Genomic DNA, 18,320 nt, shown 5'->3' with positions numbered 1-18,320 from the left:
GCATTTCATGTGTGACACATGTGTGAAACGTGTGTGAGAAGCTAGGGGAGTGAATGACATCCTCCCCATAATCCTTGCCATCCTCGCTGCCCTGGTGGTCGTTGGCGGACTGATCCCGGTCCTCCTGAAGACCCGCCGGAACATCACGAAGTACCCGGGCACCCGCGACGCCAACGATCCCGTCGAGCCCGTCCGCGGCGGGGGCGGAACCCTGGTGGAGGACCGCCCGGGTGTGACACCCGCGCGTACAGCGCCCGGCGAAGTCGGCCTTGAGGGACTGGAGACCGCCGAGGTCCCTGATGACGCGGCGGGGCTTGAAACCATTGCCGTGGAGACACCGCTGCCCGTTGCCGGACGGCTGACCAGGCTCCGCGAACGCCTGGTGAGGTCCAACAACATCCTCGGCAAGGGCCTGCTCGCGCTCCTGTCCAGCGACAAGATTGATGAAGACGTCTGGGACGAGGTCGAAGAGACCCTCCTTCTGGCGGACCTTGGCACCGAGCCGACCATGCAGCTGGTCGATGCCCTCCGGGAGCGGGTCAAAGTGCTGGGGACACGGACTCCGGAGCAGGTCAAGGCCCTGCTGCGCGAGGAGCTGATCAAGCTCGTGGACCCGACGATGGACCGCAGCCTCCGCACAGAACGTCACGCCGACAAGCCATCGGTCATGATGGTGGTTGGTGTCAACGGCGTGGGCAAGACCACCACCGTGGGCAAGCTGGCGCGCGTCCTCGTGGCCGAGGACAAGGACGTCCTGCTGGGCGCCGCGGACACGTTCCGTGCGGCCGCAGCGGAGCAGCTTGCCACGTGGGGCCAGCGCGTCGGCGTTCCCACTGTGAAGTCCGACGTCGACGGCGCAGATCCCGCGTCGGTCGCCTATGAGGCGGTCAAGGCAGGCATCGACCAGGAAGTCGACGTCGTGATGATCGATACGGCCGGCCGGCTCCAAAACAAAGTGGGCCTGATGGACGAGCTCGGCAAGGTCAAGCGCGTCATCGAGAAGCTGGCCGAAGTGGACGAGGTCCTGCTGGTGCTGGACGCCACTACCGGACAGAACGGACTGAACCAGGCGCGCGTGTTTTCCGAGGTAGTCAACATCACCGGCATCGTGCTTACCAAACTTGACGGTACGGCCAAGGGCGGCATCGTGGTCGCCATCCAGAAAACGCTGGGGGTTCCGGTCAAGTTGATCGGGCTGGGTGAAGGCGCGGACGACCTTGCGCCGTTCGATGCCGAGGCGTTTGTGGACGCGCTGCTGAACTAGCAGATTGCAGGACGGGCAGGCGCAGAACTAGGCAGCTTGCTGAGCTGCAGGCCGCTGGAACGTCTCCCGCGCGAAAAGCCAGCCGGCAGCAGCCACAATAAGCACGCCTCCGGTCACGCCAAAGGCCCAGCCGTACCCAAGCCGGTCCGCAAGGAGACCGGCGAGGACAGGCCCTACGATGGCTCCGGCGTCGGACATCATCTGGAAGACCGCCAGCACCCGGCCGCCGGAGCGTCCGTTGCCGATCACATCCGCGATGGCGGCCTGCTGGGCCGGCCCCAGCAGGCCGGAACCGATTCCGGCGACGGCGGACGCCGCCAGGAACCACGGCATGTCCGTGGTAAGTCCGATGCCCGCCGTCGCCACACCGGTCAGGACGAGGCCGGCGATCAACAGGGGCTTGCGGCCCAGAGTGTCAGCCAGTTTCCCCGAGACCGTCAGCGCCGCAGCGTTGCCGCCGGCGAAGACAGCCAGCGCCCAGCCGGCCGCAGCCGGTCCTGCGCCGAGCGCCGCCACAGCAAAAAGCGGAACGGTGGCCATGCGTACACCGAAGGTCGCCCAGCCGTTGGCGAAGCTGGAGAACAGGCCGGCCCGGTACGCGCTGTCACGCAAAGCCTCGCCCAGGCCCATCGCCGGCTCCAGGTTCCCGTCCTTCCGCGACTTCCCGGGGACGTGGCTTAGCTGGGTCTGAACCACAAGCGCCGCCAGGACCAGCGCAGCCGCGTACGCCAGGAACGGGATGCGAAGGCCGAAGCCGGCAAGCATGCCGCCCACGATCGGCCCGCAGACGTTGCCGATGAGGAAGGCGGAGGCGTAGGCGCCTGACACCCGGCCGCGGCTCTCCGGCGGCGCAAGCCGCACTACGAGCGCCATGGACGCGACCGTGAACATCACCGAGCCCGCGCCGCCCAGGCCCCGGAAAATCAGCAGCTGCCAGTAGTCCTGGGCGAAGGCGCATGCCGCCGTTGAGGCAGCGACGATCAGCAGGCCGGCCACATACACGGGGCGTTCGCCCAACTTCACGATCAGGGCTCCGCCGGCAGGTGCGAACAGCAGCCGCATGAACGCAAATATGCTCACGATCACAGCGGCAGCCGTGGCCCCGACGTCGAACGTGGTGGCGAACTGGGGCAGTACCGGCGCCACCAGCCCGAAACCCAGCGCGATCAGGAACGCGGCGGCCAGCATCACCTTAATGTCGCGGGGGAGCCGGGTGGCGGAAGGCTGTACTGCCACGTCCGGGCGGTCGGTTTGGCCGCCATTCCGGCGGGGCAAGGCCTTGCCGGGGCGGAAACGATCGGTCATGGTGCCGTTGTCCTTGCAGGGTGTTTGAAGTGCGGTTTGGGACGGGTGAAACATATCCGTAACAAGCAGGATATGCACCATTTACTTCCGGGAGGTTCTTGTAACAACCCGGACATCTAATTCCTCCGCCGGCGAAACACGGCCCGGCAAAAATCGTCTAAGAACGCAAAAAGGCGTTGGGCAAGCGGAAGATTCCGCGGGATCAACTAAGCATCTAGGCAAGGGAGGACGTGCACCATGGAACTTACCGCAGGTCACGTATGGCTCATGGTTGCGGCGGCACTTGTGCTGTTCATGACACCAGGGCTGGCATTTTTCTACGGCGGCATGACGCGTGCGAAGGCCGCACTGAACATGATGATGATGAGCTTCATCTCCATCGGCATGGTCGGTGTGGTTTGGGTACTCTGGGGCGCATCCATGAGCTCCGGCGAAGGCTTCATGCAGATCGTCGGGAACCCGTTCGCAACGTTCGGACTCGAGGGCATCACCGCTCCGGACGGTCTCATCAAGGTCGGCTACGCAGCCACCTTCGCCATCATCACAGTGGCGCTGATCAGCGGCGCCATCGCGGACCGCGCAAAGTTCGGCGCATGGACCGTATTCGTCCCTGTCTGGGTCACGCTGGTCTACTGCCCCATCGCGTACATGGTCTGGGGCGGAGGACTCTTCGGCCCTGAAGGCGCAGTGGGCCAGGCCCTCGGCCCGGCCATCGACTTCGCCGGCGGCACCGTGGTTCACATCAACGCCGGTGTGGCCGCCCTGATTCTCGTTCTGATCATCGGCAACCGCAAGGGCTTCGGCAAGGACCCGAACCACCGCCCGCACAACGTCCCGTTCGTGATGCTCGGCGCAGCCATTCTCTGGTTCGGCTGGTTCGGCTTCAATGGCGGCGCAGCCACCACGGCGGAACAGGGCGGCCTGATCTGGGTCAACACCCTTGCCGCTCCTGCAGCTGCCATGCTCGGCTGGCTGATCACCGAACGTGTGCGCGACGGCCACCCCACGTCCCTGGGCGCTGCCTCCGGTGTTGTCGCCGGCCTGGTTGCCATCACCCCGGCGTGCGCAAACGTCAGCCCCGTCGGTGCACTCGGCCTCGGCCTCGTCGCCGGCATGGCTTCGGCCCTGGCAGTCGGACTGAAGTTCCGCTGGGGCTTCGATGACTCACTGGATGTTGTCGGTGTCCACCTCGTTTCGGGCATCATCGGCACCGTGGCGCTTGGTTTCATTGCCCTCCCTGTTGAAGGTGTCGGCGGCGGCCTGTTCTACGGCGGCGGACTCACCCAGCTGTGGGCCCAGCTCGCAGCGGCCGGCATCGCCATCGCCTATTCGGCCATCCTGACCACCCTGATCGCACTGGCCATCCACAAGACCATGGGCTTCCGCGTCTCCCAGGAACAGGAAGTTGTGGGCGTGGACCTGAGCCTGCATGCAGAAACTGCCTACGAATTCGGCGTCGGCGGCCACGGCGGGAGCTTCCAGCCGCTGCATGAACTGATCACCGGCAAGCAGGGCGAAGAGTCCGCTTCGGTAGCCGAAGACGGCAAGAAGACCGACGCAGCAACAGGTAAGGAAAGTGTGGGGGCATGAAACTAATCACAGCAATCGTCCGGCCGGAAAAGCTCGACTCCATCCGGGAGGGGCTCGAATCCTACGGTGTGCAGGGCCTCACGGTCAGCGCAGCCAGCGGATACGGCAGGCAGCGGGGTTACACGGAGGTGTACCGCGGGGCTGAGTACAATGTGGACCTGCTTCCCAAGATCCGCGTTGAGGTCCTGGCCACGGACGAACAGGCGGATGACATCCTGGATGTCATCATCGCCAGCTCCAACACAGGGCGCGCCGGCGACGGCAAGGTCTGGACGGTGGACGTTTTCGAAGCCGTAAGAGTACGCACGGGAGAACGCGGCTCGGCCGCCATCTAACCCAAGCGAACGCAGGAGCGGGCCGGTACCTAAGGGTGCCGGCCCGCTTTTGCGTGCAGTGAGTTATTGCGTGCAGTGAGACATTGCGTGCAGTGAGGTGTTGCCTGCAGTGACTAGGCCGGCCAGCCGTCGGGGCCCGATGATCCGGCCGCATATTCCTCCAGCGGCACGCTGCCGCGTTCCCACGCCTTGATCACCGGCTCGATGATCCGCCAGCAGTCCTCCGCAGTGTCCGCCCGCACGGACAGCAGCGGATCACCGGTCAGGACGCCCTCGAGCACTTCCCCGTACGGGAGCAGGTCGGAAGCGCTGAGCTCGGCGTTCAGGGTGGCCCGGTCAAGGCTCAGGACGTTGCCCGGGCCGTTGACGTCGACGTCGAACTGCAGTGTGTCCGGACCGAACCCGATGCGGAGCTGATTGGGCGAGTCGACGCCGGTGAAGCCCTTGGGCAGGTGCGGCACCGGCTTGAAGGTGACCACTGCTTCCTTGCGTTTCGCCCCGAGCGCCTTGCCGGAACGGAGGATGAAGGGGACACCCTGCCAGCGCCAGTTGTCGATATCCACCTGCACCTCGGCCAGGGTCTCCGTGTTCCGGGACGCGTCGACCCCCGCCTCCTTGGCATAGTCCGGGACCTTCCGCCCGTCGATGGATCCGGCCGTGTACCGCGCACGCCGCGTGCTTGAACGGTAGGGCGCCTTGATGCTGCTGGCGCGCAGGAGCGTGGCCACAGCGTCCCTGAGGTCACGCTCGTCCACGGACGCCGGCGGCTCAATCGCCATCAGCGCCATGATCTGCAGCAGGTGGCTCTGGATCATGTCCCGGAGGGCGCCGGCGGAGTCGTAGTAGCGGGCCCGGCCTTCCAGGGCGAGATCCTCGTCAAAAATGACCTCCACCTTTTCGATGTACTCGCGGTTCCAGACCGGCTCCAAAAAGGTGTTTGCAAAGCGAAGGCCCAGGATGTTGAGTACGGTCGCCTTGCCGAGGAAGTGGTCAACCCGGTGGATGTGGTCTTCCGGGACCAGGGCCGCCAGGGTCTCGTTAAGGTGCCGGGCGGACTCTTCACTGGATCCGAACGGCTTTTCCATCACCAGCCGCGTCCCGGCGGGCACCTCCTCCGGTGCCAGCACCTCGCAGGCCTTCTGGCTGACGTGGGGCGGAAGGGCGAAGTACACGGCCACGGGTGCCTCGAGGCCGGACAGCAGGGAGGCCAGCCCTCCGCCGGCTGTCACGTCCAGCTGGTGGTACCGGGTTGTTCCGGCGATCTGCTTGAGCTCGCGCTTGCCGGCGGTGTCCGCCTGCGAGTTGGAGTCGGCAAAGGCCGTCTCAACGCGTTCCAGCCATTGTTCCTGGGACCAGAGATCCGATCCCGCGCCCACGAGCGTCAGCCCGTCGGCGCGCCCTTTCGCAGCGAGCCGGGCGAGTCCCGGCAGGAGAAGCCGGCCGGTCAGGTCCCCGGACGCACCAAGGATGAGCAGGGTTTTTACAGTTGTTCGGGTGGCCATCCTGCCAGCATGCCATCTTGAAGGGCTGACTTGGTACCCTAGATAGTCGAGTCCCGATCATCCACTGAAAGAAGTGCACGGCGCGTGTTCAATTCACTCTCTGACCGGTTGACAGCAACCTTCAAGAATCTCCGCGGCAAGGGCCGCCTCACCGAGGCGGACGTAGACGCCACGGTCCGCGAGATCCGTCGGGCCCTCCTGGACGCTGACGTTGCCGTGCCCGTCGTGCGCGAATTCACCGGCCGGGTGCGCGAACGCTCCCTCGGCGCCGAGGTTTCCGGTGCCTTGAACCCCAGCCAGCAGATCGTCAAAATCGTCAACGAGGAGCTCGTTGAGATCCTCGGCGGCGAAACCCGGCGCATCCGCCTCGCCAAGACCGGGCCCACCATCATCATGCTCGCGGGCCTGCAGGGCGCCGGCAAGACCACCCTCGCGGGCAAGCTCTCCAAATGGCTGAAGTCCCAGGGCCACAGCCCCATGCTTGTGGCCTGCGACCTTCAGCGGCCCAACGCCGTGACGCAGCTCCAGGTTGTGGGCCAGCGCGCCGGCGTGCCCGTTTTCGCCCCGCACCCGGGGGCCACGTCCACTGAACTGGAACACCCGGCCGGCGATCCCGTTGCCGTAGCCCGTGCCGGTGTCGAGGAGGCGCGCCAGAAGCTGCACGACGTCGTCATCGTGGATACCGCCGGACGGCTCGGCGTGGACGCCGACATGATGGAGCAGGCGCGCCAGATCCGCCGGGCGATCGTCCCGAACGAAGTGCTCTTCGTCATTGACTCCATGATCGGCCAGGATGCCGTGAACACGGCGCTCGCGTTCGATGAGGGTGTCAACTTCACCGGCATCGTCCTTTCCAAGCTCGACGGCGACGCCCGCGGCGGTGCCGCGCTCTCCGTCGCGTCGGTCACCGGCAAGCCCGTCATGTTCGCCTCCACGGGCGAAGGCGTTGACGACTTTGAGCTGTTCCACCCGGACCGCATGGCGTCCCGCATCCTCGACATGGGTGACGTCCTCACCCTGATCGAGCAGGCCGAAAAGTCGTGGGACAAGGACGAAGCGGCCCGGATGGCGAAGAAGTTCGCCGACCAGGAAGACTTCACCCTTGATGACTTCCTGGCCCAGATGCAGCAGATCCGCAACATGGGCTCCATGAAGAAAATGCTCATGATGATGCCCGGTGCGCAGAACATCCGCCAGCAGCTGGAGCAGTTCGATGAACGCGAAATCGACCGGGTGGAAGCGATTGTCCGTTCCATGACCCCGCACGAGCGCGTTGCCCCCAAGATCATCAACGGATCACGCCGGGCACGCATTGCCAAGGGCTCGGGCATGCACGTGTCCGACGTCAACGGCCTGCTGGAGCGGTTTGCCCAGGCGCAGAAGATGATGAAGAAAATGGCGGCGGGCGGCGGGATGCCCGGCATGCCGGGAATGCCGGGCATGGGCGGCGGTGGAGGAGCCCGCAAGGGCGGGGCCAAGAACGCGCCCAAGAAGAAGGCGAAGTCCGGAAACCCGGCCAAGGCTGCCCAGGAGCTCCGTGAAGCCGAGGCACGGCGCGCCAACGCCGGCAAGGCACTTCCCACCGGGGCCGCCTTCGGTCAGCAGGGCGCGGACTTTGATCCGTCCCAGCTCAACCTGCCCAAAGGCTTCGACAAGTTCCTCGGCGGGAGCAAGTAGTTCCTGGCGGCGTAGTTTGCCATAGGGTTGGGGCATGTTTAAGCAGCGCGTAGTGTTCGTCCACGGTTCGGGGGCTTTCGGGTCCGCCGCGTGGCCCAAGCAGCACGGCATGGCTCTGGCCTACGACGCTCTATTTCTGCGCCGCCACGGGTTTGACGCTTCGGCAGAACCCCTCGAGTCGGACTTTTACGCCGACGCCCGGATCGTGCTGGGGGCTTTGGCCGACGGCGGCCGCGGGGCTTCCGGCGGTCACGTGGTGGCCCATGCCCAAGGTGCCATCGCGGCCATGATGGCGGCCGTGGAGCGCCCGGACCTGGTGCAATCCCTGACCCTCGTGGAGCCCGCCTGCCTCTCCCTGACCGCTGAACTGCCCGCGACTGCCGCCCACCGCACCCTCATGCAGCCGCTGTTCGATGTGCGGCACCAGCTCGGCGACGACGACTTTCAGCGGGAATTCGTCCGGCGCGCCTTTTCCGTGCACAGTGACGGGCCTTCCACACCGGAGGCGCTCAATGCCGCCCGCCGGCTCCGGCTGCAGGCGCCCACGTGGGAGGCACCGCTGGAGATCGTGCCGGGTGTCCCCACGCTTGTCCTCACCGGCGGCTGGGAGCCGCTCTACGAGGAGATCGCCGGCTACCTGCGCGAAACCGGTGCCCTGCACCGCGTTGCCGCGGGAGGACACCGGCCCCAGGACTCGGCGGAGGGAGACCGGTTCATCCGGTCGTTCATCGCAGAAGTCAGCCGACGTCAGCACTCACACGCGTCTTAGCTGCAGCTCCGGAAGATAGACTTTTCCGCCGGCTGCCAGAAATTCGTCGCTCTTTTCCCGCATGCCTGCCGCCATCTCGGCGAGGGCAGTCTGGGCCTCGGCTGAACCGTATTCGTCCCTGATGTCCTGGCTGATCCGCATCGAACAGAACTTGGGCCCGCACATGGAACAGAAATGCGCAGTTTTTGCCGGTTCAGCGGGCAGCGTCTCATCGTGGAAGGCTTCCGCAGTGACCGGGTCCAGCGACAATGCAAACTGGTCCCGCCAGCGGAATTCGAACCGGGCCTTGGACAATGCGTCGTCACGTTCATGCGCGCCCGGGTGGCCCTTGGCGAGGTCTGCCGCGTGGGCGGCGATCTTGTAGGTGATCACGCCGGTTTTCACGTCGTCCTTGTTCGGCAGCCCGAGGTGTTCCTTGGGCGTGACGTAGCAGAGCATGGCCGTGCCGTAGCGGGCGATTTCCGTGGCGCCGATGGCGGACGTGATGTGGTCGTAGCCCGGGGCGATGTCCGTTACCAACGGCCCCAGCGTATAGAACGGTGCGCCCTTGCACAGTTCCTGCTGGCGTTCCACGTTTTCACGGACCAGATGGAACGGCACGTGGCCCGGCCCCTCCACCATCACCTGCACGTCGAATTCCCAGGCGCGCTGCGTCAGTTCAGCCAGGGTATCCAGCTCGGCGAACTGGGCGGCGTCGTTCGCGTCCGCCGTCGCACCGGGCCGCAGCCCGTCACCCAGAGAGAACGCGACGTCGTACTTGGCGAAGATCTCGCACAGCTCGTCGAAGTGCGTATACAGGAAGTTTTCCTGATGGTGGGCCAGGCACCAGCCGGCCATGATGGACCCGCCGCGGGAGACGATGCCGGTGACCCGGTTGGCCGTCAGGGGCACGTAGCGGAGAAGGACTCCGGCGTGGATGGTCATGTAGTCCACCCCCTGCTCGCACTGCTCGATCACGGTGTCGCGGAAAATCTCCCAGGTGAGTTTGTTGGCTTCGCCGTTGACCTTCTCCAGGGCCTGGTAGATGGGAACGGTGCCGATCGGCACGGGGGAGTTGCGGATGATCCATTCCCGGGTGGTGTGGATGTCGTCACCGGTGGACAGGTCCATCACTGTGTCGGCACCCCACTGGGTGGCCCACTGCAGTTTGTCCACTTCCTCGGCGATGGAGCTCGTAACGGCCGAGTTGCCGATGTTGGCATTGATCTTCACCAGGAAGGCTTTGCCGATGATCATCGGCTCGGACTCCGGATGGTTGATGTTGTTGGGGATGATGGCGCGGCCCGCGGCCACCTCACTCCGCACCAGCTCCACGTCGCAGTTTTCGCGGAGGGCCACGAACTGCATCTCTGGGGTCACCACACCCTGCCGGGCGTAATGCATCTGGGTGACGGTTCTGCCCTCGACCGCGCGGCGGGGCACCGGCTGCGCGCCCTTCCACTCCGCGGAGGCGGCGCCCCGGCGCACGGCCGACTTGCCGTCGTCGAGCAGGTTGCGCTCCCGGCCGCTGTACGGCTCGGTGTCGTCCCTGGCTTCAAGCCAACGGGTCCTGAACGGTTCGAGCCCCACCACCGGATCGCTTCCCGGGCCGGCGGTCCGGTATACCCGGAACGGCGGGTTTGCTGCCCCGCCGGGCGAGTCCTCCAGGGCAATCTCGGTCACCGGCACGCGGATCCCGGTTGCTTCGTCGACGATGAATGCCAACGAATGCGACTTCAGGGACTGCGTTTCATTTTGGGCAGGGGAGAGCTGTGTTTCTGGTGTATTCACGGAATACTCACTTCCTTCGCCGGCATTACCCGGACAGGTTCAACGGTCGCAGGCTGCGTCAGCCCGATCTCAGCCCCTGCAAGGGCACCCGTGTGGTCGTAGACGAAGCTACCACAGGGCCGGGACGGGTCCGTGTCACATGGCGGTCACATCAGCGGCGGGTGGACTGCGGTCTAGGCTTGAGGCATGCGTGGCGTCATTGAATTCAGCGGGACCGTGCTCGCGGCCCCGGACCAGGAACGGCGGGGGCTCTGGGCTGTGGACGGCCGGCTGACGTTCAGCCGGCCGGCCGCTCCGCCGGACGTGGTGCTTGACGGCTGGGTCCTTCCCGGCCTGGTGGATGCCCACTGCCACATCGGGCTTGGGCCCGCCGGCGACGTTGCGGATTCCTTGGCCGAGGAGCAGGCCGTCACGGACCGGAACGCGGGAACCCTGCTGGTCCGTGATGCCGGTGCCGTCCACGACACGCGCTGGCTCCAGCAGCGCCCGGAGCTGCCCCGGATCATCCGGGCCGGCCGCCATATCGCCAGGACCGGGCGCTACCTGCGGGGCTTTGCCGTCGAAGTGGAGCCGGACGGCCTGGTCGAAGCGGTGCGGAAGCAGGCCCGTGCGGGTGATGGCTGGGTCAAGCTTGTGGGGGACTGGATCGACCGCGACGCCGGCGACCTCGCGCCGTCGTTCCCCGCCGCCGCGGTGCGGGACGCTGTCCGTGCTGCGCACGATGGAGGGGCCAGGGTGACAGCGCACTGTTTCGCCGAGGACACCCTGGATGACATGCTCGACGCCGGGATCGACTGCATCGAACACGGAACCGGCCTCCTGCCGCGGCACATACCCCGGTTTGTGGACCAGCGGGTCCCGATTGTGCCCACGCTCATCAATATTGCGACGTTCCCGGATATTGCGTCCCGGGCAGAAGCGAAGTTTCCGGTGTACGCAGCACACATGCGCGCACTGTGGCAGCGCAGGAACGAACGGATCGTGGAAGCCTTCGAGGCAGGGGTGCAAATCTACGCCGGGACGGACGCCGGCAGCGTTATCAGCCATGGCCGGATCGTGGACGAAATCCACGCGCTCCACACCGCCGGCCTGCCGGCGACGGCGGCCCTGGCCGCTGCGTCGTGGGCCGCCCGGGAGTGGTTGGGAGCGGACGGCATTACCGAAGGTGCCAGTGCCGACGTCGTCCTGTGCGACATGGATCCCAGGATCAATCCGGCAACGCTGCGGGACCTCAAGCACGTCGTCCTTCGGGGCCGGCAGCTCCGTTAGGAATAAATTGAAGCTTCAAGTAATTTAACTCTATGTAAGCGTCGCCGGGCACCGGCGGCAATGTTTCGGGAGTTTGGGAGTCGCCATGACCACAGAATCCAGCAGCAAGGACGTCCTGCCCGCCGAGCTTGCCATGGGCACGGTGATGCTCAAGGTGGGCGACATGAAGCTGATGACGGACTATTACCAGCGGGCGCTCGGGCTGGAGGTCGTGGCCGAGCAGGACGGCGGCGTGTACCTGGGCCGGCGCGCAAAGCCCCTGGTCCACCTGGCGCCGGCCCCGGGGCTGAACCTCCCGGCCAAGGGCGAAGCCGGGCTGTTCCACACTGCCCTGCTCTTCGAGGACCGCCCGTCGCTCGCGGCCACGGTGGCCTCCGCTGCCCGGTACGAACCCCGGCTGTTCACGGGAAGCGCCGACCATCTCGTCAGCGAGGCCTTCTACTTCAACGACCCCGAGGGCAACGGCATCGAGCTTTACTGGGACCGCCCGCGTGAGGCCTGGTCCTGGGAGGGTGCCAATGTGGTCATGGACAGCCTTGCCCTGCCGCCGCAGCGGTTCCTGCAGGACTTCCTGACCGAGGAAGCGGTGAGCGGGCAGCGCGAGTCCGGCGCCGGCGTCGGGCATGTCCACCTCCAGGTGGGGGACGTGCAGTCGGCGCATGACTTCTACGTGGGCACCCTCGGGTTCGAGAAGACAGCAGGATGGCACGGGCAGGCCCTTTTTGTGTCGGCCGGCGGGTACCACCACCACATGGCGATGAACGTCTGGAACAGCAGGGGCGCCGGGCCCCGCCGGGACACGCTCGGGCTGGGCGAAGTCCTGATCGAAGTGCCCGGAACGGACGACGTCGGCGCGCTCGCCGACCGTTTGCGGGTTGCCGGCGTGGCGTCGCACCACACCGGAGCCGAGCTGCGGTTCGACGATCCGTGGCGCAACCGGATCCGCGTCGCGGTCCGCTGAAGCTGCGCCGGGCTGCTCGTCCTTCTGGGCTAGGCTGAAGCCGGAAGGCCGGGGCGGCTGCGAAGCTGCCCGGCAGGACCATCACACCGCCGACGGAATGAGGACGATTTCCATGGGTTTCACCGAGATCTTTGTTGCCACGCACGATGAGGCACTCAAGCGCGCGGGGGTCCTCGACGCCGGCGGGCCCGCGGCCCCGGACGCCCTGCGGATTCCGGACATCAGCGATTTCGAAATCGAGCAGCTGGGCGACCTGGCCGGAGCGGCGGTACATGCTTCCGGCGCGGACTACGAACTGGCCATGGTGGATGTGGCCAGTGATTCGCTCCTCGGCGTGCCGGCGGCCATGGTGCGGGCGCTCGCGGAACTCCTGAGCTACGAGACCGAAGGCGAGGGCAATGTCCTCGAGGACGTTGCGGCCAGGTGGGCGGCGGAGGAGGACATGCCTTTTGGTACCGATGAGGCCCTCGGCTATGTGCAGCGGCTTGCCCGGATGGCCGGCAGTGTGGATCCGGGCGACCGGACGGGCCTGTACGTCTGGTCCTCCTGACCTCACCGGCGTGTGTCAAGTCGAAATCCGGGCGCTGATCTGGCACAATGAACAGGTACTCGATCTGCGTGGCCCCTCTCTCCGCGTCCGGATCTTGTCCTTTTAGAACCCCCAAGTACGGCCCGCCCCACGGGTGCAGAACGCCGGGTTCGAACTCGTTCCAGAAACAGGAGTGACCACAAAAGTGGCCGTAAAGATTCGCCTTAAGCGCTTCGGTAAGATGCGCGCACCGTACTACCGCATCGTTGTCATGGACGCACGCTCCAAGCGTGACGGCCGTGCGATTGAAGAGATCGGCAAGTACCACCCCACCGAAGAGCCCTCGTACATCGAGGTCGACACGGACCGTGCCCAGTACTGGCTCGGCGTCGGCGCACAGCCGTCCGAGCAGGTTGCCGCGATCCTCAAGATCACCGGTGACTGGCAGAAGTTCAAGGGCCTGCCGGGCCAGGAAGGCACCCTGAAGACCAAAGCTCCGAAGGAAGCCTTCGTTACCCCGGAAAAGGGTTCTGTGATCATCCCGGAAGCCATCACCAAGAAGGCCAAGAAGGACGAGGCAGCCGAAGCTTCCACCGAAGCTGAAGCAGAGACCACCGAGGCTGAGTAAATTGCTGGCAGAAGCGCTCGAACACCTCGTCCGCGGGATCGTTGACAGTCCCGAGGACGTCAAGGTCAGCGCCAAGAACAACCGCCGCGGGGACACCCTCGAGGTGCGCGTTCACCAGGACGACCTCGGACGGGTGATCGGACGTCAGGGCCGCACGGCACGCGCATTGCGCACTGTCGTGGCTGCGCTGGCCGGTGGCGAACAGGTCAGGGTCGACGTCGTCGACACCGACCGCCGCCGGTAAACGCTCCCGCAATACCTGCCTCAGGGTCCGGCCCCTTCACCAGATAATGGTGGAGGGGCCGGACTGTTTTCAGCGGGAAACCGCCGAAGGGACTGACCCCCTGCATGACCTGCGCAGTAGAACCAGCCGCAGCAGAACCAGAACAGAACTACTCCGGAACAGAGGAACAGATGCAGCTTCAGGTGGCACGAATCGGCAAACCGCACGGCATCCGCGGAGAGGTGACCGTCCAGGTCCTGACCGACGCGCCGGAGGACCGGTTCGTTCCGGGCACGGAGTTTGTGGTTGAGCCTGCGTCGGTGGGCGCGCTGACCGTGGACAGTGCCCGCTGGAACAAGGACATCCTGCTGCTGGGCTTTGAGGGCGTGGAGACGCGCAACCAGGCAGAAGCCCTGCGCGGCGCCAAACTTTTCATCGAGACCGAAGAGCTCGACGAGGACGACGACGAGGGCTGGTACGAACACGAGCTGGTCGGCCTCGACGTCCGCGTTGGCGACGCCGTCGTCGGCAAGGTCACCGGGCTCCGCACCCTTCCGGTCCAGGACCTCATCGAGGTGGAGGCGCCGGACGGCAAGGAGATCCTGATCCCCTTCGTCGAGGAGATCGTGCCTGAGGTCAACGTCGGCGAGAAGTACCTCCTGGTCACGCCGCCCCCCGGGCTGTTCGACATCAATGTCGACGACGCCGGAGACAACGCCTAAATGAGGATCGACGTCGTCAGCATCTTCCCGGAGTACCTTGCGCCCCTGGAACTTTCCCTGATCGGGAAGGCCCGCCAGGACGGCATCCTGGACTTGAACGTCCACGACCTCCGGGAGTTCACCACCGACAAGCACCGCACTGTGGATGACACCCCGTACGGCGGCGGAGCCGGAATGGTGATGAAGGCGGAACCATGGGCGCAGGCACTGGGTTCGGTGGCCGCGGCCGAAGGCGGCGCTGCTGGCCGCAAGCCGGTACTGATTGTCCCGTCCCCGGCGGGGGAGCGCTTCACCCAGGCGCTGGCGCATGAACTGGCGGAGGAGGATCAGCTGGTCTTCGCCTGCGGCCGGTATGAGGGCATTGACGAGCGGGTCATCGAGTGGGCCGAAGAGCATTTCACCGTCCGGCCCATGAGCCTGGGGGACTACGTCCTCAACGGCGGAGAAGTGGCCGTGCTGGCCATGACGGAAGCCATCGTCCGGCTCCTTCCGGGTGTCGTTGGAAACCCCGAATCCCTCGTCGAGGAATCACACGCGGACGGCCTGCTGGAATACCCGGTCTACACCAAGCCCTCCACCTGGCGCGACCGTGAAGTTCCGCCGGTGCTGTTGAGCGGCAACCACGGCAAGATTGCCCAGTGGCGCCGCCACCAGCAGTACCGCAGGACAGCGGAACGGCGCCCCGACCTCCTTGAGGTCTTCGACGCCGGAAGTCTTCCCCGCGCGGACCGCACCGCGCTCGGGGACCTGGGGTACGACGTCGTCGACGGTCACCTCCGGCTCCGCCCGCAGGCGGACGGGAACGGCACGCGGGAAGCACGCTGACGCCGGGCCGTCCGGGGGCTGGCACCGGGGGTCCGGATTAGCCGGAATCCTCCGGATGTGGCAAAATTAGTCCTTGTGCCTGCTGGGTGCGCACCTGCCACAGGGGGAGCGCTACCAACAGCCCGGCACCCCGGTACTTTCAATCAGTGATGGTGCCGGATCAGAAACTTTCGGCGGTGATTTCCGGGCGCGTCCCGGGCTTGGCCGCCGTGACCCAAAGTGGATGACCTGTGGCGTTCACCAGGAGTGGATCAATGCATATCCTCGATACCGTAGATGCAGCTTCGCTGCGCACCGATGTTCCGCAGTTCCGCGCGGGTGACACCCTCAAGGTTCACGTGAACATCATCGAAGGCAAGAACTCCCGTGTCCAGGTCTTCCAGGGCTTCGTCCTGGGCCGCCAGGGCGACGGCATCCGCGAAACCTTCACCGTCCGCAAGGTCTCCTTCGGTGTCGGCGTAGAGCGTACCTTCCCGGTGCACTCCCCGATCATCGACAAGATCGAGGTCGTCACCAAGGGTGACGTCCGCCGCGCCAAGCTCTACTACATGCGTGCACTGCGTGGTAAGGCTGCGAAGATCAAGGAAAAGCGCGACTTCAGCACCGCCAAGTAAGTCCTCCGGACTTCCACGGCGGGTCCAGAACCCGGATCCGGCCCGCGCCGGAGCTTTCCGCAACAGCGCCACAGGATACGGATCATGGACCAGTCAGAACGCCAGCCCAGGAAACTGGGCTGGCGTTTTGCGTTCCTGGCCGTCGCGCTGGCCCTGCTCATCAGCGGTCTGGTCCGCGCCCTCTGGCTGGACGTGTACTACATTCCGTCCGCTTCGATGGAGCCTCTCTTCGGGGCAGGCGACAGGATCCTGGTCTCGCGCACCGACTTCCGGTCCGAGCCGGTCCGGCGCGGCGACGTTGTGGTTTTCGACGGCCGCGGGACGTTCGCCCCGCTCAACAGCGGCAACGGGCCACTGCAGGACGCCGCCGCGGCGGCAGGCCACTGGCTTGGCATTACAGGCAGTGATACAACCTACATAAAGCGGGTTATCGGGTTGCCCGGCGATCATGTTGTCTGCTGCGATGACCGGCAGCGGCTCACAGTGAACGGTCAGGCGCTTGAGGAACCATACCTCTATAACGGAGACGTTGCGAGCAAACACAAGTTCAATGTGATCGTTCCGGCCGGACGGTTATGGTTGCTAGGAGACCACCGGTCCATGTCCGCCGACTCCCGCAGCCTGCTCGGCGCGCCGGGTGGCGGCATGGTGCCCGTGGACCGGGTGATCGGCAGGCCGGTCCAGGTCATCTGGCCACTCGACAGATTTGCGGACGTACCTCGGCCCGCAGAAACCAGCACGACAACTAAGGACGGACAGTAGATGCCCGAGAGCGACCCCCGGACTCCTGATCCGCTCAAGCGTGCCTCCACGGGACGTGATTACACCGGCGGCGACCACACAGGACGGGACTCCGCGGTACAAAACCCCGCCGGAGGCGAGTTCGCGGGAACTGCCGCGGACGGAGCTCACCGCACTGACGGCCGGGTTGTCGGTTCGCACGGCGCCCATTCCAAGGCCGGGCCGTCAAAGCCGGCCAAAGAAGGCAAGGCCCACGGCCCCTTGTACCTCTGGGTCAAGGAGGTGCTCACGGTGGTGGCCATCGCCGTGGTCCTGTCCTTCCTGATCAAGACATTCCTGTTCCGGGCGTTCTATATCCCCTCCGAATCCATGGTTAACACGCTCGACGTGAACGACCGCATCTTCGTCAACCTGCTCGTGCCGGAGCCCTTTGCCCTCGAGCGCGGTGATGTGGTGGTCTTCAAGGACACCAAGGGATGGCTGGTGCCCTCGCCGGAGAAAGCGGACGGGCCGTTCACATGGGTCCAGGACGGCCTGACTTTCGTCGGACTCCTTCCGGACAATTCGGAGCAGCACCTGGTGAAGCGAGTGGTTGGCCTCCCCGGTGACCACGTGGTCTGCTGCGACGCCGGGGGCAAACTCACCATCAACGGCAAGGCGGTGGACGAGACTTACGTCAACCCCGCCGAGGTGCCCGACCTCCGCAATTTCGACGTCGTCGTCCCGGAAGGAAAGATCTGGGTCATGGGGGACAACCGGAACCACTCGGCCGATTCCCGGGCCCATCAGGACAGCAACGGCGGCTTTATCGATATGCCGGACATCGAGGGCAAGGCGGCTGTCATCGCCTGGCCCCTCAACCGGCTGACAGCGCTTGGCAATTATCCGGACGTGTTCCGGGACGTTCCTGCACCGACTGGGAAATAGATGTCCATTGCACCAACCCTCGACTACGAGCACCGGTTCCTCGGCTCCGGTGCCAGGCTGCTGGCCGGCATCGACGAGGTCGGCCGGGGAGCCATCGCGGGGCCTGTGACCGTCGGAATCGCCGTCGTGGACCTGAGCCGGCCGGTGCTGCTCGACGACGTCCGCGACAGCAAGCTCCTGAAGGAATCGGACCGGGAGCGGCTGGAGCCCCTGGTACGGAGCTGGAGCATCGCGTCGGCGGTAGGGCACGCCTCCGCGGGCGAAATCGATGCAATGGGCATCATCGCTGCCCTGCGGACTGCGGGGACGCGGGCCTGGTTCCAGATCCTGGCGTCCGGCATCACGCCGGACGTGGTGCTGCTCGACGGCAGCCACAACTGGCTATCACCGGAGACTCAGCCCTCCCTCTTCGACGACGCTCCGGCCGGGCCCGGCTGCGACGCGCCGGTGCACACCCTCGTCAAGGCGGACATGCAGTGCCTGAGCGTGGCCGCCGCCAGCATTCTGGCCAAGGTGGAACGGGACCGGCTGATGCGGACGCTGCACGAGGAATACCCCTCCTTCGGCTGGAATGAAAACAAAGGCTACGGCACGGCGTTACACAAAGAGGCCCTCCAGGCCGCAGGGCCCACGCCCTACCACCGGGTCAGCTGGCAGATTCTCTGACGT

The 18,320-nt window shown here is 65.7% G+C and carries 19 protein-coding genes and 1 riboswitch; of the genes, 16 read left to right on the top strand and 3 right to left on the bottom strand.

The annotated features are described in order from the left end of the window. Positions 1–49 precede the first annotated feature (49 nt). On the top strand, positions 50–1,264 hold the full coding sequence (gene ftsY, locus WMN78_RS15030) for a signal recognition particle-docking protein FtsY (protein ID WP_340534542.1): 1,215 nt from the start codon (positions 50–52) through the stop codon (positions 1,262–1,264). A gap of 27 nt (positions 1,265–1,291) precedes the next feature. Here the strand turns inward: ftsY and WMN78_RS15025 are convergent, their stop codons facing one another. Then, positions 1,292–2,452 carry an MFS transporter gene (locus tag WMN78_RS15025; protein WP_425341158.1) on the bottom strand — a complete coding sequence of 387 codons (1,161 nt, stop codon included), beginning with the start codon at positions 2,450–2,452 and terminating at the stop codon, positions 1,292–1,294. Positions 2,453–2,806: 354 nt separating this feature from the next. Here WMN78_RS15025 and WMN78_RS15020 point away from each other — a divergent pair, with 354 nt between their 5' ends. Then, entirely contained in the window at positions 2,807–4,159 is a 1,353-nt protein-coding gene (locus WMN78_RS15020) for an ammonium transporter (protein ID WP_340534540.1), read from the top strand. Further along, positions 4,156–4,494, top strand: a complete 339-nt coding sequence (locus WMN78_RS15015; protein ID WP_011692333.1) for a P-II family nitrogen regulator — start codon at positions 4,156–4,158, stop codon at positions 4,492–4,494. The genes WMN78_RS15020 and WMN78_RS15015 overlap by 4 nt, the downstream gene beginning before the upstream one ends. A 113-nt stretch (positions 4,495–4,607) precedes the next feature. On the opposite strand, the gene WMN78_RS15010 is transcribed toward WMN78_RS15015, so the two are convergent. Next, on the bottom strand, positions 4,608–5,996 hold the full coding sequence (locus WMN78_RS15010) for a glucose-6-phosphate dehydrogenase (RefSeq protein WP_340534539.1): 1,389 nt from the start codon (positions 5,994–5,996) through the stop codon (positions 4,608–4,610). An 84-nt stretch (positions 5,997–6,080) separates the two neighbouring features. On the opposite strand from WMN78_RS15010, the gene ffh reads away from it, so the two are divergent. Together ffh and WMN78_RS15000 are read left to right on the top strand one after the other, a co-directional pair. Further along, entirely contained in the window at positions 6,081–7,673 is a 1,593-nt protein-coding gene (gene ffh, locus WMN78_RS15005) for a signal recognition particle protein (protein WP_340534538.1), read from the top strand. Positions 7,674–7,707: 34 nt separating this feature from the next. Beyond that, positions 7,708–8,442, top strand: a complete 735-nt coding sequence (locus WMN78_RS15000; RefSeq protein WP_340534537.1) for an alpha/beta fold hydrolase — start codon at positions 7,708–7,710, stop codon at positions 8,440–8,442. Here the strand turns inward: WMN78_RS15000 and thiC are convergent. Continuing rightward, on the bottom strand, positions 8,428–10,212 hold the full coding sequence (gene thiC, locus WMN78_RS14995) for a phosphomethylpyrimidine synthase ThiC (protein ID WP_340534536.1): 1,785 nt from the start codon (positions 10,210–10,212) through the stop codon (positions 8,428–8,430). The two genes, WMN78_RS15000 and thiC, sit on opposite strands and share 15 nt — an antisense overlap. After that, a riboswitch (TPP riboswitch) is annotated at positions 10,207–10,314 on the bottom strand. Its footprint overlaps the gene before it by 6 nt. An 84-nt stretch (positions 10,315–10,398) precedes the next feature. Between thiC and WMN78_RS14990 the strand changes: the two genes are divergently transcribed. From WMN78_RS14990 to WMN78_RS14940, 11 genes are all read left to right on the top strand, one after another. Beyond that, positions 10,399–11,481, top strand: coding sequence for an amidohydrolase family protein (locus tag WMN78_RS14990; RefSeq protein WP_340534535.1), 1,083 nt, complete (start codon positions 10,399–10,401; stop codon positions 11,479–11,481). Positions 11,482–11,566: 85 nt separating this feature from the next. After that, complete coding sequence (locus WMN78_RS14985; protein WP_340534534.1) at positions 11,567–12,442, top strand: VOC family protein; 876 nt, start codon at positions 11,567–11,569, stop codon at positions 12,440–12,442. Between the two features lie 112 nt (positions 12,443–12,554). Further along, positions 12,555–12,992, top strand: a complete 438-nt coding sequence (locus WMN78_RS14980; RefSeq protein ID WP_340534533.1) for a hypothetical protein — start codon at positions 12,555–12,557, stop codon at positions 12,990–12,992. Between the two features lie 184 nt (positions 12,993–13,176). Next, complete coding sequence (gene rpsP, locus WMN78_RS14975) at positions 13,177–13,599, top strand: 30S ribosomal protein S16 (RefSeq protein WP_305941371.1); 423 nt, start codon at positions 13,177–13,179, stop codon at positions 13,597–13,599. 1 nt (position 13,600) lies between these two features. Beyond that, the gene (locus WMN78_RS14970; RefSeq protein WP_011692324.1) at positions 13,601–13,843 is read left to right on the top strand and encodes an RNA-binding protein; all 243 of its coding nucleotides are present in this window, start codon (positions 13,601–13,603) and stop codon (positions 13,841–13,843) included. Positions 13,844–14,013: 170 nt separating this feature from the next. After that, the gene (gene rimM, locus WMN78_RS14965; protein ID WP_340534605.1) at positions 14,014–14,544 is read left to right on the top strand and encodes a ribosome maturation factor RimM; all 531 of its coding nucleotides are present in this window, start codon (positions 14,014–14,016) and stop codon (positions 14,542–14,544) included. Then, on the top strand, positions 14,545–15,369 hold the full coding sequence (trmD, locus tag WMN78_RS14960) for a tRNA (guanosine(37)-N1)-methyltransferase TrmD (RefSeq protein ID WP_340534532.1): 825 nt from the start codon (positions 14,545–14,547) through the stop codon (positions 15,367–15,369). It abuts the gene before it with no gap. 254 nt (positions 15,370–15,623) lie between these two features. Beyond that, entirely contained in the window at positions 15,624–15,983 is a 360-nt protein-coding gene (gene rplS / locus WMN78_RS14955) for a 50S ribosomal protein L19 (RefSeq protein ID WP_011692321.1), read from the top strand. 84 nt (positions 15,984–16,067) lie between these two features. Next, positions 16,068–16,745 (top strand): signal peptidase I, encoded by a 678-nt coding sequence (gene lepB, locus WMN78_RS14950; protein ID WP_340534531.1) that lies wholly within the window; start codon positions 16,068–16,070, stop codon positions 16,743–16,745. Then, positions 16,746–17,651, top strand: coding sequence for a signal peptidase I (gene lepB, locus WMN78_RS14945; RefSeq protein ID WP_340534530.1), 906 nt, complete (start codon positions 16,746–16,748; stop codon positions 17,649–17,651). After that, a complete protein-coding gene (locus WMN78_RS14940; RefSeq protein WP_340534529.1) occupies positions 17,652–18,317 on the top strand; it encodes a ribonuclease HII in 666 nt (221 codons plus the stop codon). Positions 18,318–18,320 lie beyond the last annotated feature (3 nt).

The organism is Arthrobacter oryzae (assembly GCF_037911235.1).
Taxonomy (GTDB): Bacteria; Actinomycetota; Actinomycetes; order Actinomycetales; family Micrococcaceae; genus Arthrobacter; species Arthrobacter oryzae_E.
The sequence above is the reverse complement of the archived record's forward strand: the minus strand, read 5'-3'. Positions and strand labels throughout refer to the sequence as shown.

Excerpts from the sequence above, each read along its gene's own strand:
- WMN78_RS15025 (WP_425341158.1), bottom strand. The coding sequence starts at position 2,452 with ATGCTGGCCGCCGCGTTCCTGATCGCGCTGGGTTTCGGGCTGGTGGCG.
- WMN78_RS15020 (WP_340534540.1), top strand. The coding sequence starts at position 2,807 with ATGGAACTTACCGCAGGTCACGTATGGCTCATGGTTGCGGCGGCACTT.
- WMN78_RS15015 (WP_011692333.1), top strand. The coding sequence starts at position 4,156 with ATGAAACTAATCACAGCAATCGTCCGGCCGGAAAAGCTCGACTCCATC.
- WMN78_RS15010 (WP_340534539.1), bottom strand. The coding sequence starts at position 5,996 with ATGGCCACCCGAACAACTGTAAAAACCCTGCTCATCCTTGGTGCGTCC.
- WMN78_RS15000 (WP_340534537.1), top strand. The coding sequence starts at position 7,708 with ATGTTTAAGCAGCGCGTAGTGTTCGTCCACGGTTCGGGGGCTTTCGGG.
- WMN78_RS14990 (WP_340534535.1), top strand. The coding sequence starts at position 10,399 with ATGCGTGGCGTCATTGAATTCAGCGGGACCGTGCTCGCGGCCCCGGAC.
- WMN78_RS14985 (WP_340534534.1), top strand. The coding sequence starts at position 11,567 with ATGACCACAGAATCCAGCAGCAAGGACGTCCTGCCCGCCGAGCTTGCC.
- WMN78_RS14980 (WP_340534533.1), top strand. The coding sequence starts at position 12,555 with ATGGGTTTCACCGAGATCTTTGTTGCCACGCACGATGAGGCACTCAAG.
- rimM (WP_340534605.1), top strand. The coding sequence starts at position 14,014 with ATGCAGCTTCAGGTGGCACGAATCGGCAAACCGCACGGCATCCGCGGA.
- trmD (WP_340534532.1), top strand. The coding sequence starts at position 14,545 with ATGAGGATCGACGTCGTCAGCATCTTCCCGGAGTACCTTGCGCCCCTG.
- rplS (WP_011692321.1), top strand. The coding sequence starts at position 15,624 with ATGCATATCCTCGATACCGTAGATGCAGCTTCGCTGCGCACCGATGTT.
- lepB (WP_340534531.1), top strand. The coding sequence starts at position 16,068 with ATGGACCAGTCAGAACGCCAGCCCAGGAAACTGGGCTGGCGTTTTGCG.
- lepB (WP_340534530.1), top strand. The coding sequence starts at position 16,746 with ATGCCCGAGAGCGACCCCCGGACTCCTGATCCGCTCAAGCGTGCCTCC.
- WMN78_RS14940 (WP_340534529.1), top strand. The coding sequence starts at position 17,652 with ATGTCCATTGCACCAACCCTCGACTACGAGCACCGGTTCCTCGGCTCC.